The organism is Micromonospora sp. HNM0581 (assembly GCF_012726175.1).
Classification (GTDB): Bacteria; Actinomycetota; Actinomycetes; order Mycobacteriales; family Micromonosporaceae; genus Micromonospora.
In genome coordinates, this window is sequence record NZ_JAASAD010000006.1 from 163,383 (window position 1) to 176,965 (window position 13,583).

The 13,583-nt window shown below is 71.2% G+C and carries 11 protein-coding genes; 5 read left to right on the forward strand and 6 right to left on the reverse strand.

What is annotated here, in order from left to right; genetic code table 11:
* Nucleotides 1–35: 35 nt before the first annotated feature.
* Complete coding sequence (locus HCA58_RS10630; RefSeq protein ID WP_169597613.1) at nt 36–1,235, reverse strand: NAD-dependent epimerase/dehydratase family protein; 1,200 nt, start codon at nt 1,233–1,235, stop codon at nt 36–38.
* Nucleotides 1,232–2,269, reverse strand: a complete 1,038-nt coding sequence (locus HCA58_RS10635) for a polysaccharide biosynthesis protein (RefSeq protein WP_169597614.1) — start codon at nt 2,267–2,269, stop codon at nt 1,232–1,234. The genes HCA58_RS10630 and HCA58_RS10635 overlap by 4 nt, the downstream gene beginning before the upstream one ends.
* 245 nt (nt 2,270–2,514) lie before the next feature.
* Between HCA58_RS10635 and HCA58_RS10640 the strand changes: the two genes are divergently transcribed.
* Nucleotides 2,515–3,957, forward strand: coding sequence for a hypothetical protein (locus tag HCA58_RS10640; RefSeq protein ID WP_169597615.1), 1,443 nt, complete (start codon nt 2,515–2,517; stop codon nt 3,955–3,957).
* A 50-nt stretch (nt 3,958–4,007) separates the two neighbouring features.
* Here the strand turns inward: HCA58_RS10640 and HCA58_RS10645 are convergent, their stop codons facing one another.
* Nucleotides 4,008–5,048 (reverse strand): phosphatase domain-containing protein, encoded by a 1,041-nt coding sequence (locus tag HCA58_RS10645; RefSeq protein WP_169597616.1) that lies wholly within the window; start codon nt 5,046–5,048, stop codon nt 4,008–4,010.
* Between the two features lie 113 nt (nt 5,049–5,161).
* Here HCA58_RS10645 and HCA58_RS10650 point away from each other — a divergent pair, with 113 nt between their 5' ends.
* From HCA58_RS10650 to HCA58_RS10665, 4 genes are all read left to right on the forward strand, one after another.
* Complete coding sequence (locus HCA58_RS10650; RefSeq protein WP_169597617.1) at nt 5,162–6,772, forward strand: hypothetical protein; 1,611 nt, start codon at nt 5,162–5,164, stop codon at nt 6,770–6,772.
* 8 nt (nt 6,773–6,780) lie between these two features.
* Nucleotides 6,781–7,575, forward strand: a complete 795-nt coding sequence (gene yaaA / locus HCA58_RS10655) for a peroxide stress protein YaaA (RefSeq protein WP_169597618.1) — start codon at nt 6,781–6,783, stop codon at nt 7,573–7,575.
* Nucleotides 7,576–7,641: 66 nt separating this feature from the next.
* A complete protein-coding gene (locus tag HCA58_RS10660) occupies nt 7,642–8,379 on the forward strand; it encodes a hypothetical protein (RefSeq protein WP_205808246.1) in 738 nt (245 codons plus the stop codon).
* 82 nt (nt 8,380–8,461) lie between these two features.
* Complete coding sequence (locus tag HCA58_RS10665; protein WP_346775949.1) at nt 8,462–9,427, forward strand: TAXI family TRAP transporter solute-binding subunit; 966 nt, start codon at nt 8,462–8,464, stop codon at nt 9,425–9,427.
* A gap of 81 nt (nt 9,428–9,508) precedes the next feature.
* Here HCA58_RS10665 and HCA58_RS10670 read toward each other — a convergent pair whose 3' ends face one another.
* The 3 genes from HCA58_RS10670 to HCA58_RS10680 all read right to left on the reverse strand — a co-directional run bounded on the left by HCA58_RS10670 (nt 9,509) and on the right by HCA58_RS10680 (nt 13,577).
* Complete coding sequence (locus tag HCA58_RS10670; protein ID WP_169597620.1) at nt 9,509–10,963, reverse strand: HAMP domain-containing sensor histidine kinase; 1,455 nt, start codon at nt 10,961–10,963, stop codon at nt 9,509–9,511.
* Between the two features lie 9 nt (nt 10,964–10,972).
* Nucleotides 10,973–11,629, reverse strand: coding sequence for a response regulator transcription factor (locus HCA58_RS10675; RefSeq protein WP_169597621.1), 657 nt, complete (start codon nt 11,627–11,629; stop codon nt 10,973–10,975).
* A gap of 202 nt (nt 11,630–11,831) precedes the next feature.
* Nucleotides 11,832–13,577, reverse strand: a complete 1,746-nt coding sequence (locus tag HCA58_RS10680; RefSeq protein WP_169597622.1) for a CDP-glycerol glycerophosphotransferase family protein — start codon at nt 13,575–13,577, stop codon at nt 11,832–11,834.
* Nucleotides 13,578–13,583 lie beyond the last annotated feature (6 nt).

Sequence of the window (13,583 nt, forward strand, 5' to 3'; positions counted from 1 at the left end):
GGACAGCATGTGGTCGAGCACGTCCATCCGGCGGGTCACTGCCCGGCCTCCTCGGGCGGATCCTGCTGATCAGCCGTCGGCGCGTGGTCGCAGCCCCCCGGCGTACCGTCGCTTCCGGTGGTCCGCGCCGGGGGTTGGCACACCCGCTCCGGATAGGTGTCGGGACGGCCCGGGTCGAACAGATCATTCGTCCAGAACAGCGTCAGCAGCTCCTCGGTCCCGGTGTTGGTGATCTCGTGTGCCCACATCGTCGGCATGTCCACCACCACCGGGGACTCCCCGCTGACCGGGAAGCGGACAACCTCCTGGTACCCGACCCGGCGGAGCCGGATCTCGGCGGCACCGCGCACGACGGCGAAGCGTTCGACCTTCGCCAGGTGGAAGTGGTCTCCCCGGGTGATGCCGGGCCGGGTGGTCGACATGAAGAACTGCCCACCACCGCCCTGGGCCCGGACGACCTCCGTCAGGCTTCCCCTTCCGTCAGTCCGTCCGGTCAGCGGCAGGGGCATGTGCTCCGGGAAGCAGTGTGACCGGTAGGTGTTGAACATGCGCACGGCGTGCCGGTCGGACAACGACGGGAACTCCCCGGACCGGTAGACGATCGACAGGTCGGTCAGCCACTCGGCGAGACGGGGCACGTCGATCCGTACCGCCGGCATGGTCGGGTCCCAGGTGTGCCCGGCGTCCAGCCCGACGAGCCGGGCCACGGCGTCCTGTACGTGCACCAGCTCCAGTTCCTGATCCCCCCGGACGTCCGGCCGGCCGCCGTCGGCGAGTATCCGGCAGAAGGTGGCTACCACCGAGTTGTAGAAGGGGCGCCCGTGTTCGCCGTAGAGGTTGGGCAACAGGACGTCGTCGAAGTCGTAGCCGACTCCGGCGGACGCGGCGAGTGTGCTGGCCGCCGCCGCCTTGCTGTCGCCGTACGGCGTCGCGTTGCCGGCCTGCACCGAGTTGGCGAACACCACCCGTTTCGGCGGGTTGGGGCACCGTTGCAGGGCGTCGACGAGCGACTGTGCCGAACCCACGTTGCCGGCGACCACTCCGGCCGGGCTACCCCGGTTGACGCCTGCGAGGTGCAGGAGCAGATCCGTGCCGGCGATCCGGTCGGCGGCGACCGCCGGGTCGGCCAACTCCGTCCGGGTCAGCACCGTCGGTTCGGGCCAGCCCACCGCCCGGAGCAGTACCCGCACGTGCCAGCCGAGGAATCCGCCGGCTCCGGTCAGCGCGACCTTCATGACACCAGGGCCGGTTCGCGTACGGCCAGTTCTGCCCGGATCTCCGGAAGGCCGAGCAGCACCTCCCTAATCTCCGACACGTCCAGGCGCAACGCGTTCGCCGAGTTGAGTTCCTGCACGACGGCCGTTCCGGAGATGGCGAGACTGGGTGGCAGGGAGTGCACCGTAGGGCCGTCCATCGGCACCCGCAGGAAGTCACCGAAATCGTCGGCCCGCGCCACCTCTTCCGCGCTGGCCAGGCACTCGTGCAGCTTCTCACCGAGCCGTGCGCCCACCGTGTCGTACTTCTCCGGTGCGTCGAACAGCTGGCACATGGCCAGCGCCAGTTCCCCGACCCGGCAGGCGCTGGCTTTGTGGATGAAGACGTCTCCGGGGTGCGCGTGCGCGAACGCGTGTTCGACCAGTTGCACCGAGTCCGCGAGTGACATCAGGAAGCGGGTCATGTCGGGATCGGTGACTGTCGGTGCCCGCCCGGTCCGGATCTGCTTGACGAACAACGGAATGACCGAGCCGCGTGAGTACATCACGTTGCCGTAGCGCACACAGGACACCGTGGTGTCGCTGTCGGGGTGGTTGCGGGCGTGCGCCTGGGCCAGCTTCTCCATGATCGCCTTGGTCATTCCCATCGTGTTGACCGGCTGGACCGCCTTGTCGGTGCTCAGCAGGACGACGGAGCGGACACCCTGACGCTCTGCCGCCTCCACCACGTTGGCGCTGCCCGACACGTTGGTCCGGACTGCCTCGATCGGGAAGAACTCACAGGCCGGGACCTGTTTGAGCGCGGCGGCGTGGAAGATGTGGTCGACGTCGCGGGTGGCACGCAGCACGGTTTCGAAATCCCGGACGTCACCGAGGTGATATCGCACCCGGTCGTCCGCGAGCGCGTGCCGCATCGCATCCTGTTTGGCCTCGTCCCGGCTGAGGACTCGTATCTCGGCCACGCCCCTGTCGAGCAGTCGACGAACCATCGTCTGGCCGAACGAGCCGGTGCCGCCGGTGACGAGGACCGTCGCCTCGGGCTCAAAAGGTGTCATCGAGATCCCTTCATAGCTGTCGCTTCTGCCAGGAGCGGAGGCCGATGCCCCCTAGACGAGGTCTACCGGATGCATCACCACCAAAAGGACAAACAGCCGAAAATGGGTGTTAAGCCACGATTATTCTCTTACCGGGTGGATTGGCACGGCAGCGAGCCCTGATCCGGTAGCGCGGTGGTGATCCGCCCTGACCAGCCGCGCACGACCCGTGCAGCGGAGGCGAGCCCGACCGGAAGGTGCTGTAGGTGGCATCCGTAGATGCGGAACGCGACTGGGAACTGCGACCACATCCAGACGGCCGGGTCGCTACGGCCTCGCCAGCCGCAGGGCAGGAGTCCGACACGTGGGAGCCGCCCAGCCAGCGATCGATCTGGCTTCCGCTACTGCTCGCCCTGTCCTGGATGCTCGGCACCTTCGCTGTCTTCTGGCTCAGCGAACTGGACGAGCAGGTGCAGAACGGGACGCAACTGTGTGTCTTCGTGTTCGGCGCCACCGCTCTGTTCGCCCTCGGATACACCGTCCACATGTGGCATTGCCCACCCGCCAGGTTCCGCCGCGTCACACCGACCCGATACACCACGGTCCGGAAACTTCTCGTCGTCGCAGCCGGCTACCACGTTGTCGCGAGCGCCGCCGCACTGGCCACGCTGGGCGCGACAGGGCCGACGGGCATATGGTCCAACGTGCGCGACCCAGCCGACGCCTACCTGCACAAACTGGACGCGTACGCGCAGGGCGCCGGCCAGGGCAACGGAATCCTGACGCTGCTCGCACTATTCGGTGTCTGCGGCACCATGCTGGCACCGCTCCTGGTGGTGTACTGGCGCCGGCTGTCCTGGCCGATCCGGGCGTTCGGCCTGCTCGGCCTCGCCTTCCACGTGACGTACTACCTTTTCGTCGGCACGCTCAAGGGCCTCGGCGACGTCTCGGTCATGCTGGGGGCGGGACTGCTCGTCGTCGCGGTGACAACCCGCCGCCGGATGGGAAGGCGACGCGGCAGACTTCTCGCGCTCGGTGCCACGATCGTCGTCGCCTTCACGGTCTACATGGTCTTCAGCCAGGCGGCGCGCAGCACCGTCTTCGGCACGAGCGACATGGTCAAGGCCAACCCCGCCGTGGTCGACGTGACCGGCCCCCACGTGGCGCACGGCATCGCCGCCGTGCTGTTCTACCCGACCCACGGCTACCTGGGACTGGCACACAACCTACAGGTGCCGTTCGAATGGTCCAACGGCCTGGGCAACGCACCCGCCGCGACCCTCCTCGCCGAACAGCAGCTCGGTGTGGACGCGTCGGACAACCCGAGCTACCCGGAGCGTACGGAGAACGCCACCGGCTGGCCCGCCCAGTTGTACTGGGCGACGATCTACCCCTGGCTCGCCTCCGACCTCACCTTCCCCGGCGCCGCGCTGTTCATGGGGCTGGTCGGGTGGTTCTTCGCCCGGGTGTGGTCGGAGGCTTTCGTCGCCAGACGCGTACTACCGCTACTGATCTTCGCTCAACTCTGGATCCTCATCGCCTATCTGCCGGCCAACAACCAGCTCGGCATGTCCCCGGAATCCGTCACCGGAATGATCACCCTGTTGGCGCTCTACCTGTGCCGCCCACGGCGACGGACACCCGAACACCTCGGGCCCGCACCTCGGCGCCCATCGGCGGGGACAGACCCACGACCGGCAGCTACCTGACCCGCCACGCTCACCGTGCGCAGCCGAAACAGCCGGTGGGGACGGCAGACTCAGACCAGACCCGCCCCGCGCAGCAGGGTCCACAGGCCGGCGCCGTCGGGGGCGGAGAGCCACTTCTGCCCCACCGGCCCCTCGGTGGGACTGTCGTGCGGGACGGGCAGGCTACCGGCCAGAACCGCCTGGGTGGGAGACAGCCGACGGATCGCCACCCCGGCGATGCTGTCCGGGTGGGCGACCGCGAACTCGCGGTAGATTTCCTGGTCGTGCTGACCGTCGTCGCCGACGAGCAGCCAGCGTACGTCGGGGAACTCCTTGGCCAGCCGGGCCAGGGTGGCCCGCTTGTGTTCCCGGCCGCTGCGGAACCAGCGGTCCTGGGTCGGTCCCCAGTCGGTCAGCAGCAGCGGCCCGGCCGGGTAGAGGTGCCGCGACAGGAACCGGGTCAACGTCGGCGCGACGTTCCACGCGCCGGTGGACAGATAGAACACCGGCGCGCCGGGGTGAGCGGTGACCAACCGCTCGTAGAGCACCGCCATGCCGGGCACCGCCGCGCGAGCGTGTTCGTCGAGGACGAACGTGTTCCACGCGGCGAGCAGTGGCCGGGGCAGCGCCGTCACCATGACCGTGTCGTCGATGTCGGAGAGGATGCCGAAGCGCACCTCCGGGTCGAGGATGCGCACCGGAGCCTCGACCGGATCGGCGTCGGGCACGCCCAGCCGCACCGTACCCCAACCAGGTGGCAGGCCCGCCGCGACCACGGTGTCGACGAAGCCGCTGCGGTCGGCCTGCGCCTCGTGCACCACCCCACCGGTCTCGATGGTCACGGTCACGTGCTTGGCCGGCAGGGTGGTGAAGCTGCGCCACCCCCGGACCTTCTCCAGCCGGCCGCGCTGGCGGGTGTCCGGCCGCCCCAGCAGCACCCGGCACATCACCCGCACCCAACCGGGCCCCCCGTAACCGGTGTACGCGATGATGTTCATCCGCCAGCCGGTCCGCCGCAGCCGGCGTTCCACCAGGCCGTGCACGGCGTCCTCGATCCGCGCGGCCCGGTGCAGGTTCGGTACGGCCAGTCGGCCTGCGGGAGTCGGTGACACGCAAGCAACCCTGCCACAGACCAGTCTCCTCGGCCACGTGAGCTGAGCCGAACCGCCACGCCCGACGTCGTCGCCGTGACACACTCCGGTCGGACGGCGACGGGGGCGAGGTCGTGCCACAGGCAGCGGCGGAACCAGGGCGACGGCAACGGCTCGACCGGCCGGCGTCGGTCGCCCTGCTGTTCGGGATCGTCGGAGTCGGCTACCGGCTGGCTCTGGTGCTGACCACCGTGCCCGTCTCCAACAGCGACGAGGCGACCTTCGGGTTGGCCGCGCTGCACATCGCACAGGGCCGCGAGCAGCCGATCTTCCTGTACGGACAGCGGTACATGGGCATGCTGGAGTCGTACCTGGCCGCGCCGCTGCTCGCGGTGTCCGGCCCGAGCTGGCCGGTGCTCCGACTGCCGGTGCTCGCCCTCTACGCGCTGTTCCTCTGGCTGATCCACCGGTTGACCAGGCAGATCGGCTCACCCTGGTTCGCCACCGTGATCGTCGGGCTGCTGGCGCTCGGCTCCGAGCGGGTCGTCCGGGACCAGGTGACCGCGGTCGGCGGGCGACCGGAGGTCAAGGTGGCGGTGCTGGCGATGCTGCTGGTCGTGGTGGCGCTGGCCCGGGGAACGGTGCGGCACCGGGCGCTGACCGTAGGCGGCTTCGGTCTGCTCGCCGGGGTGGCACTGTGGTCGGACTGGCTGATCGTGCCGTACCTGGCGATGGTCGGCCTGGCGCTCGTGTGGACCCTGCGCCGGGAACTGCTCGGCCGGGCGGGGCTGCTGCTCGTCGTCGGCTTCACCGTCGGACTCGCCCCGATGATCCGCGACAACCTGGTGGCACCACCCGGGCAGGACTCCCTGTCGGTGCTGCGTGGCATCAGCGGTGGAAACGGGCCGGTGCCACCGTGGTCGCGACGGCTCGACGGTGGACTGCTGGAGGGCGTGCCGCTGGCTTCCGGCCTCTGCCCGGTCGACGGCTGCGCCCGTTGGCAGAACTGGTTCGGTCTGCTCTACCCTCTGCTGCTGGTGGCGGCGGCGACGCTCGCCGGGCTCGCCTACCGGCGGGCCAGCGGACGCGACGACCGGGTCGGTCCGGTCGTGCACCTCACGCTGCTCGCAGGCGCCGCGTTGACCCTGCTGGCGTACGTGCGCAGTCCGCTGGCGGCAGCGGAGCCACTGGGCAACGCCCGCTACCTGTCGGTGCTGCAACTGTCAATGCCAGCGGTGCTCTGGCCGTTGTGGGTGTCGGCGGTCGCCGCCCGACGGGGCATCACCGGCGTGGCGGGCCGGGTGGTCGGTGCGACGGCCACCGCCGTACTGGTTGCCCTGGCGGCCGGCTCGCTGGCGACGACAGTGCTGTTCGCCACCACCGGCGCGGCTCCGGGGCGCACCGAGGAACGACAGGCCCGCCAGTTGGCCGAGATGGTGCGCACCGCCGGCCTTCGCGAGGTGTACGGCGAATACTGGACCTGCAACCGCCTGGTCTTCAACACCGACGAGGAGGTGATCTGCGCCGTGGTGGACGACGGGCTGCGACCCGGACAGAACCGGTACCCGGCGTACTGGTGGCGGCTGGCCCGAGCGCAGCGGCCCGGGTACGTGCTGGCCGCCGATGCCCCGGCGGACCGGCGGCTGCGGGAGATGCTCGGTGACCGGGTCGGCAAGGCACTGCTCGCCGAGGTGGGCGGCTTCCGGGTGTACCATCCGCCGGAGCCGCTGCGACCCTGGCGTTAGAGTCACCCATGCTCATCCTGCTGCCGCCCTCGGAGGGCAAAGCCGAGTCCGGCTCTGGACGCCGACTGGACCTGGATCGGCTGTCCCTGCCGGAGCTGAACCCGGTACGGGAGACGTTGTTGTCCGCACTCGTCGACCTCAGCGCCGGGTCTGCGGAGACGGCGCTCGCCGCACTCGGACTCAACCCCGGGCAGCACGGCGAGTTGCGGCGCAACGCCCGGCTGCGGCAGGCCGCCACCGCCCCTGCCGGCCGGATCTACACCGGAGTGCTCTACGAGGCTCTCGACCTGGCCAGCCTTCCCCCGTCGGCGCAGCGCGCGGCCGGGCGGCAGGTGCTGGTCAGCTCCGGGCTGTGGGGAGCGGTGCGGCTTGCCGACCGCATCCCGCCGTACCGCTGCCCGATCGGGGCCCGGCTGCCCGGCATCGGCTCGTTGCCGGCGCTGTGGCGCCGGGACCTGGGGGCCGCGCTGACCGCGGCGGCCGGTCGCGGCCCGGTGCTGGACCTGCGTTCCGGGGCGTACGCGGCGGCCTGGACGCCCCGCGGTGAGCTGGCCGAGCGCACCCTCACCGTCCGGGTGCTGCACGAGCGGGAGGTCGACGGGGTGCCGGTGCGCTCGGTGGTGAGCCACTTCAACAAGGCCACCAAGGGACGGCTGGTGCGGGACCTGCTGCTCGCCGGCGCCCGGCCACGTTCGGTGGGGGCACTGGTGACGACCCTGCGGGACCTGAAGTACACGGTGTGTGAACAGTCCGGTGTGCCCGGTCGACCGGGTCAGGTCGACGTGATCGTTTCGGAGCTGTAACCAGACGCAAGATTTCCTCAAGGCTGGACCGGATCGGTACCGCCGATCCGTGTCCCGGGTCACCGTATGAGGACCCGACGCGACGAGGAGGCCCTCCCGGTGCTTGCCGAACCGATCCTGCTCGACCGGTCCCGCCCCGCGACGGCCCACCCATCCACACCGTCGGCCCGGCCTGCGCCGGCACCGTTGGACTGGATGACCCTGGCCGACGCCTTCGAGACGGCCTGCCTGCTGCGCTGCATGCCACCGCCCGCCATGCCCGGGAACCGGCTCGCCGCGCAGCAACCCGTCCAGCCGGTGACCATCGAGTTCAACCGGGAGGAGGCGGCGCGGCGTACCGGGCAGCTCCTCGATCGACTCGACATCCCGGTCCGGCACGAGTTGGCCGTCGGTGGGCTGCGCCGCCGATACGAGTTGCACCGGTTGCACGTCGAGCGGGAGCACCGGCCGACGTACGCGGCGATCGTGGAGAACGGCTGGCGACGGGGCCGGCGTGAGATGCTCGGCGGCTCGGTGCCGGGTGCCTCGACGGCCCGCCGGTTGTGGCGCACCCGGCTGGCCGCCGCCGCCTGGCGGGCCGCGCTGCTGGCCGGCGGTAGACACGTCCGGCGGCACATCCTCGGGGTGCGGATCACCGACCGGGAGCTCGGCGCGGTCCTGGTGCGCGGCGCAGCGCTACTGGACGTGCCGGCGCTGCTGCGGCCGAGTACCGGTTGTTTCCTGGTCAGCGTGGCCCACGGCCGCGACCGGGACCAGATCCTGCGGTACGCGGCGGAGGAGGCGGTGCAGCGGCCGGTGGCCTGACCCGGCGGCCGACGCCCGGCCGTACCGTGCTACGTCGTCCCGGGGTTGCGCCATCCGGGTCCGGCGGCGCACAGTGCTGCCCGTGACCCGTACCCGGTACCCCGTGCGAGCCCGGCGGTGGCGAGGCGCCCGCGTGACGTTGGCGCTAGCCGTGCTGCTGGCCCTGCCCAGCCTCGGCGGCTGCCGCGACGATCCGGGTGCACCGGTGGTCATCCGGATAGCCACCGGCAGCCCCACCGCCGTCTACCATGCCTTCGGCGAATCGCTGGCGGCCATCCTCAACCGGGAACTACCCCGGGTGCGGGCGGAGGTGCTGGTCACCGCGGCCTCGGCGGAGAACGTGCAGCTACTCAACGCCGGGGAGGCCGAACTCGGCTTCACCCAGGCCGACGTGCTGCAGGCCGACCCGGGTCCGGATCCACCGGTGGTGGCGGTCGCCCGGGTCTACGACGACCTGCTGCACCTGGTCACCACCGCTGGCAGCCCGGTGCGGACCCTGACCGACCTGCGCGGCCGACGGGTCTCGGTGGGCGCGGCCGGCTCGGGTACGAAGATCACAGTTGATCGGCTGCTGGCCGCGGCCGGTCTCGACGGGACTCAGGTACGACAGGAACACCTCGGACTCGACGATTCGGTGGCCGCGTTGCGCGCCGGTCGGATCGACGCCTTCTTCTTCTCCGGTGGGCTGCCGGTACGCGCGGTCGCCCAGTTCGCCGAGGACACCCGCACCCGTATCGTCGATCTCGGCGAGTGGACGGCGCCACTACGCCGGGGCAACCCCGAGGTGTACGTACCACGGGACATCCCCCGCTCGGTGTACGGCGTCGACCCGGTCACCACCGTGGCCAACCCGAACTATCTGGTGGTGCGGGCCGACCTGCCGGCGTCGCTGGTCCGCGAGGTGACCCGGTTGCTCATGGAACGCCGTTCCGAGCTGGCTGCCGCGCACCCGGCGGCCGGCCGGATGAGCCCCCGCTCGGCCATCGCCACCTCCCCGTTGCCACTGCACCCGGGCGCTGTCGCCTACTACCGGTCCAGCAAACCCTGACCACGCTGATCAGACGGACCGTGTGCCGGGGCTCCCGGTGCTGGCCGGGGTTCCCTGCCCAGCCGTTTCCGTCGGGCGGCGCTACGCTCCGGCCACCGCGGACGACGCCGGTTCGGTGGATACCGACCATCCAGCCGCGCCGACCGGATCGGAAGAGTCGGGCAGCTCCGCCGGCTGCGGGAACCACAGCGCGGCGACCAGCCCGCGCGGTGAGTTCGGGTGCATCGTCAGCCGGCCGTCGGAGGCGTCGACCAGCACCGCTGCGATGGTCAGACCCAGCCCGGCACCGTCGACGTTCTGCACCTCCGGCGCCCGCCAGAACCGTTCGGTGGCCCGGCCGAGCTGGCTGCGGGTCATCCCCGGGCCGGTGTCGCGTACCTCCAGGGTCGTCCCGCCATCGCGGGCCGCCACCGTGACCGTCACCTCACCACCGGCGCCGCTGAACTTCACCGCGTTGTCGATCAGGGCGTCGAGGGCCTGGTCGATGGCGGTCGGCACGGTCCGGGCGTACACCGGGCCGGGTTCGACGGCAAGCTTCAGGGTGACCGACCGGTGGCGGGCCAGCGGCTCCCAGGCCGCGACCCGGGACCCGGCCACCGCCGTCGCGTCCACGACGACCCGCTGGTTCTCGCGGCGCTCCGCGCGGGCGAGGGTGAGCAACGCGTCGAGCAGCAGGGCGAGCCGGTCGGTCTCCTCCAACGCCAACCGGTGCTCGGTGCGCCCCTGCTCGTCGGTGACGCTCGGCCCCAGTTCCTCCACCCGCAGCCGCAACGCGGTCAACGGGTTGCGGAGCTGGTGACTGGCGTGCGCGACGAAGGCACGCTGGCGGTCCATCACGTCGGAGACCACGTCCGCCATGTGGTTGAAACTCGTCGCGAGGCGGCGCAGTTCCGGTGGCCCCAGCCGATGCTGCACCCGGGCACCGCGATCGCCCTCGGCGATCTCGTGGGTGACCGCGTCCAGCTCGGTGACCGGACGCAACACCCAGCCGGCCAGCCCGAAAGCGGTGAGCACGCAGGCCAGCACCGCGAGTAGGCCCAGCGCGGCGACAAGCGTCCACCAGGTGGCGACGGTACGCCGGACCCCGTCGGCCGGGGTGGCGGTGACCACCGCGCCGAGCACCTCGCCACCGTCGTTGATCGGCACCGCCACCACGATCGGCCCGTCCACCCACGGCCAGACCGAGTCGGGTCCGCTGGTCTGCTGGCCGGAAAGCGCGACATCCAACGCTTCCCGGGTACCCGGGGCCGCTCGCCAGCTCGCCGAGGCCACCACCTCCCGCCGGTCCCGGTCCACCACTGCCGCGCCTATGCCGTAAAGCTCGTCGTAGCTAGCCAGTTCGTGGTCGAGTGGACCGGGCGTGCCATCGCGCAGAGCCGGCCCGGCCAGCGACGCGAAGCGGGTGGCGTCGGCCAGCCGGTCGGCGCGTACCCGATCGGTCTCCCGGGTGGTGAGCGTCATCGCCAGCGGTGTGCCCAGCGCCACCACCACGAGCACCATCAGCAGCAGATAGCTGATCACCAACCGCCGTCGCACGCCGGCTCCTCACTCGCCCCGAAGCCGGTAGCCGACGCCGCGGACGGTCTCCACCAGCCGCGGGTCGCCGAGCTTGCCGCGCAGCGACCCGACGTGCACCTCGACGGTGTGCCGATCGGCGAACGTGGTGCCCCAGGCGTCGAGCAGGATCCGGTCGCGGGCCACTGCGACCCCGGGTTGCCGGGCCAACGAGAGCAGGACGTCGAACTCCTTGCGGGTCAGTGACACCGACCGCCCGGCCACCGCAACGGTACGGGCCGCCACGTCGATGTACACCGACCCGACCTCGATCAGATTGCGCTCCGGCGCCGCGTGCGCGGCCCGCCGCAACACCGCCTCGATGCGGGCCTGGAGCTCCACCATCGAGAAAGGCTTGACCACGTAGTCGTCCGCGCCGATCCGTAGGCCGAGCACCCGGTCGCGTTCCTCGCCGCGGGCCGTCACGGCGATGATGCCGAGTTGGTTGCTGCGCCGCCGCAGCTGCCGGCACACGTCGGTGCCGTCGCCATCGGGCAGGGTGAGGTCGAGCAGCACCAGGTCACAGGGGGCGGCGGAGAGCGCGGCGGCGACGGTGGCGGCGTGCTCCACCTCGTATCCGCGTCGGGTCAGGGCCGACAACAGTGCGGCGGCCACCCGTCGGTCGTCCTCGACCAGCAGGATGCGCACCCGGCCTCCCCGTTCGGTTTGCTCGACTATCTGCGACCAGATGGTTGCAGACGAGCGGCCCGGTGCACAGGCCCGGGGCGGCCAAGGTACGTACCGCAGGTGCTCCGGCGGCGTGTCGGGGTCGTCGGCCCGGTCGGTGCCGCCGGGCACCGGACGGTGAGGTCGTGGTCCTCGATCGACGCTATCCGGCGGACGATGGAGGTCAGCGGCAGAGCCGACCGACCTCCTCGGCGAGCCGGTCCAACGGGTTGGCGTCGGCCGGGCCGAGCAGGTAGGTCTTCAGCTCCCGGCGGGCCCCGGTCATCGGATCGTCACCGGCCCGCGTCACCGCGACGATTTCCTTCAGCTCCGCACAGTCCGCGGCCAGCAGGTACGCCGCCCGGGAGGTCGGGAAGGAACGTCGGAACTCGTCCTCGGGTAGCCCACCGGGGTTTGCCACCACGTACGGTCGCTGGCTCTGCACGAAGTCCGACACCACGCTCGACACGTCGCTGACCAGCAGGTCGGTCTGGTTGAAGCAGTCGAAGAGTGCCGGCACAGCACCGGTGACGACCCGGTGGGCCGGCCCGTCCAGGTTGCTCGCGTCGACGTCGCCACCGGCGGCCCGGATGCGCTGCACGATCCGCTCGTGTGCCGCCCGGACCCGCCCCGACCGACTTCCGGTGAGCGGATGCGGCTTGTAGATCAGCCGGACCTCCGGCCGGATCGACAGCAGTTCGGCGACGATCCGCTCCCCCATCGACAGCACCGAGGTGTGGAAGGGGTCGTTGGCGAGCCAACCTTCCCAGGTGGGTGCGTAGAGCACGGTGAAGGTGCGTTCGGCGGACCCGGCGGCGGTACGCAGACCGGCCAGTTGCGGCCGACCGATCTCCACCACGTTCACGTCCCGTACACCGGTCCCGGCGCGGGCGAAACGTTCCCGGCCGGCCGGGCCGGCGACCCAGACCTCGTCGTAGACCTTGCAGAACGGATTGACGCTGGCGGCTTTGTCGCTGTCGCCGTGACCGACGAAGACGTGCCGCACACCGGGCTCCCGCAGCATGTGGATGTTCTCCCCGGCGTTGGCGGGATACAGGGCCACCCGGATGCTCGTCTTGCCGAGATTCATGAAATCCGCACCGGGCGGCACGCAGACCACCGGCAGCCGGGTGTCGGCCAGCTCCGCCAGGGCCGCCCGGTTACGGAGGAAGACCACCGTCGGCCGGTCCACCGCCTCGATCGGTGCGAGCCACATGTTGGCCTGGTAGATGTCCTTCCCGGGCCCGGCGAAGTAGAGGGCGACCTCCGGACGGTAGCTGTCGAGCCACCGCTGCACCGCCGACAACCGGTGGCCGTGCCCGGTGCCCCGGCCCTGCAGCCAGATCCAGGCGAGCATCGCGCCGACCACGGCGGCCGACCCGACGGCGATCACGCCGGCCAGGTGGACGGGCGTCACCGTGCCGGCAAGGGCGGCGGCCACCGCCGCCGGCACGAGCAGCGCGTTCACCCATGGCAGCCGGTCGCCGCTGAGCGCCACGGCCCACCGGGGCAGCTGCGGCCCCCCACCGAGCCGCCCCAGGTCGATGTTGCGCACCATCGAACCGCCAGGACTACGCCGGTCGATGATCCGCTCGAACGCTCCCGCGAAGACAGCGATCACCCACACCAGGGTGGGCAACAGGAGCAGCAGGGTCAGTGCGCCGCCGGTCGGCGTGACCTGGGCGACGACCAGCAGCACGACGGACACGTCGCGGGCCAGCTGGCGGTAGCCCAGACCGAGGCCCGCCTTCCCCAGCAGCGTCGCGGTGGCCGGTGACCACCGCTGCACGGCGAACTCCCCGAGTACCGCCGCCAGGGCGGCGACCACGAACGCGGCGACCTGGCCGAGCGCGCCGGTGACGAGCAGGAGGAGGTACGCCCCCACCAGTAGGGCCCCGCGCGCCGCCACTCCGACGCGCACAGTCAACATGCCGAA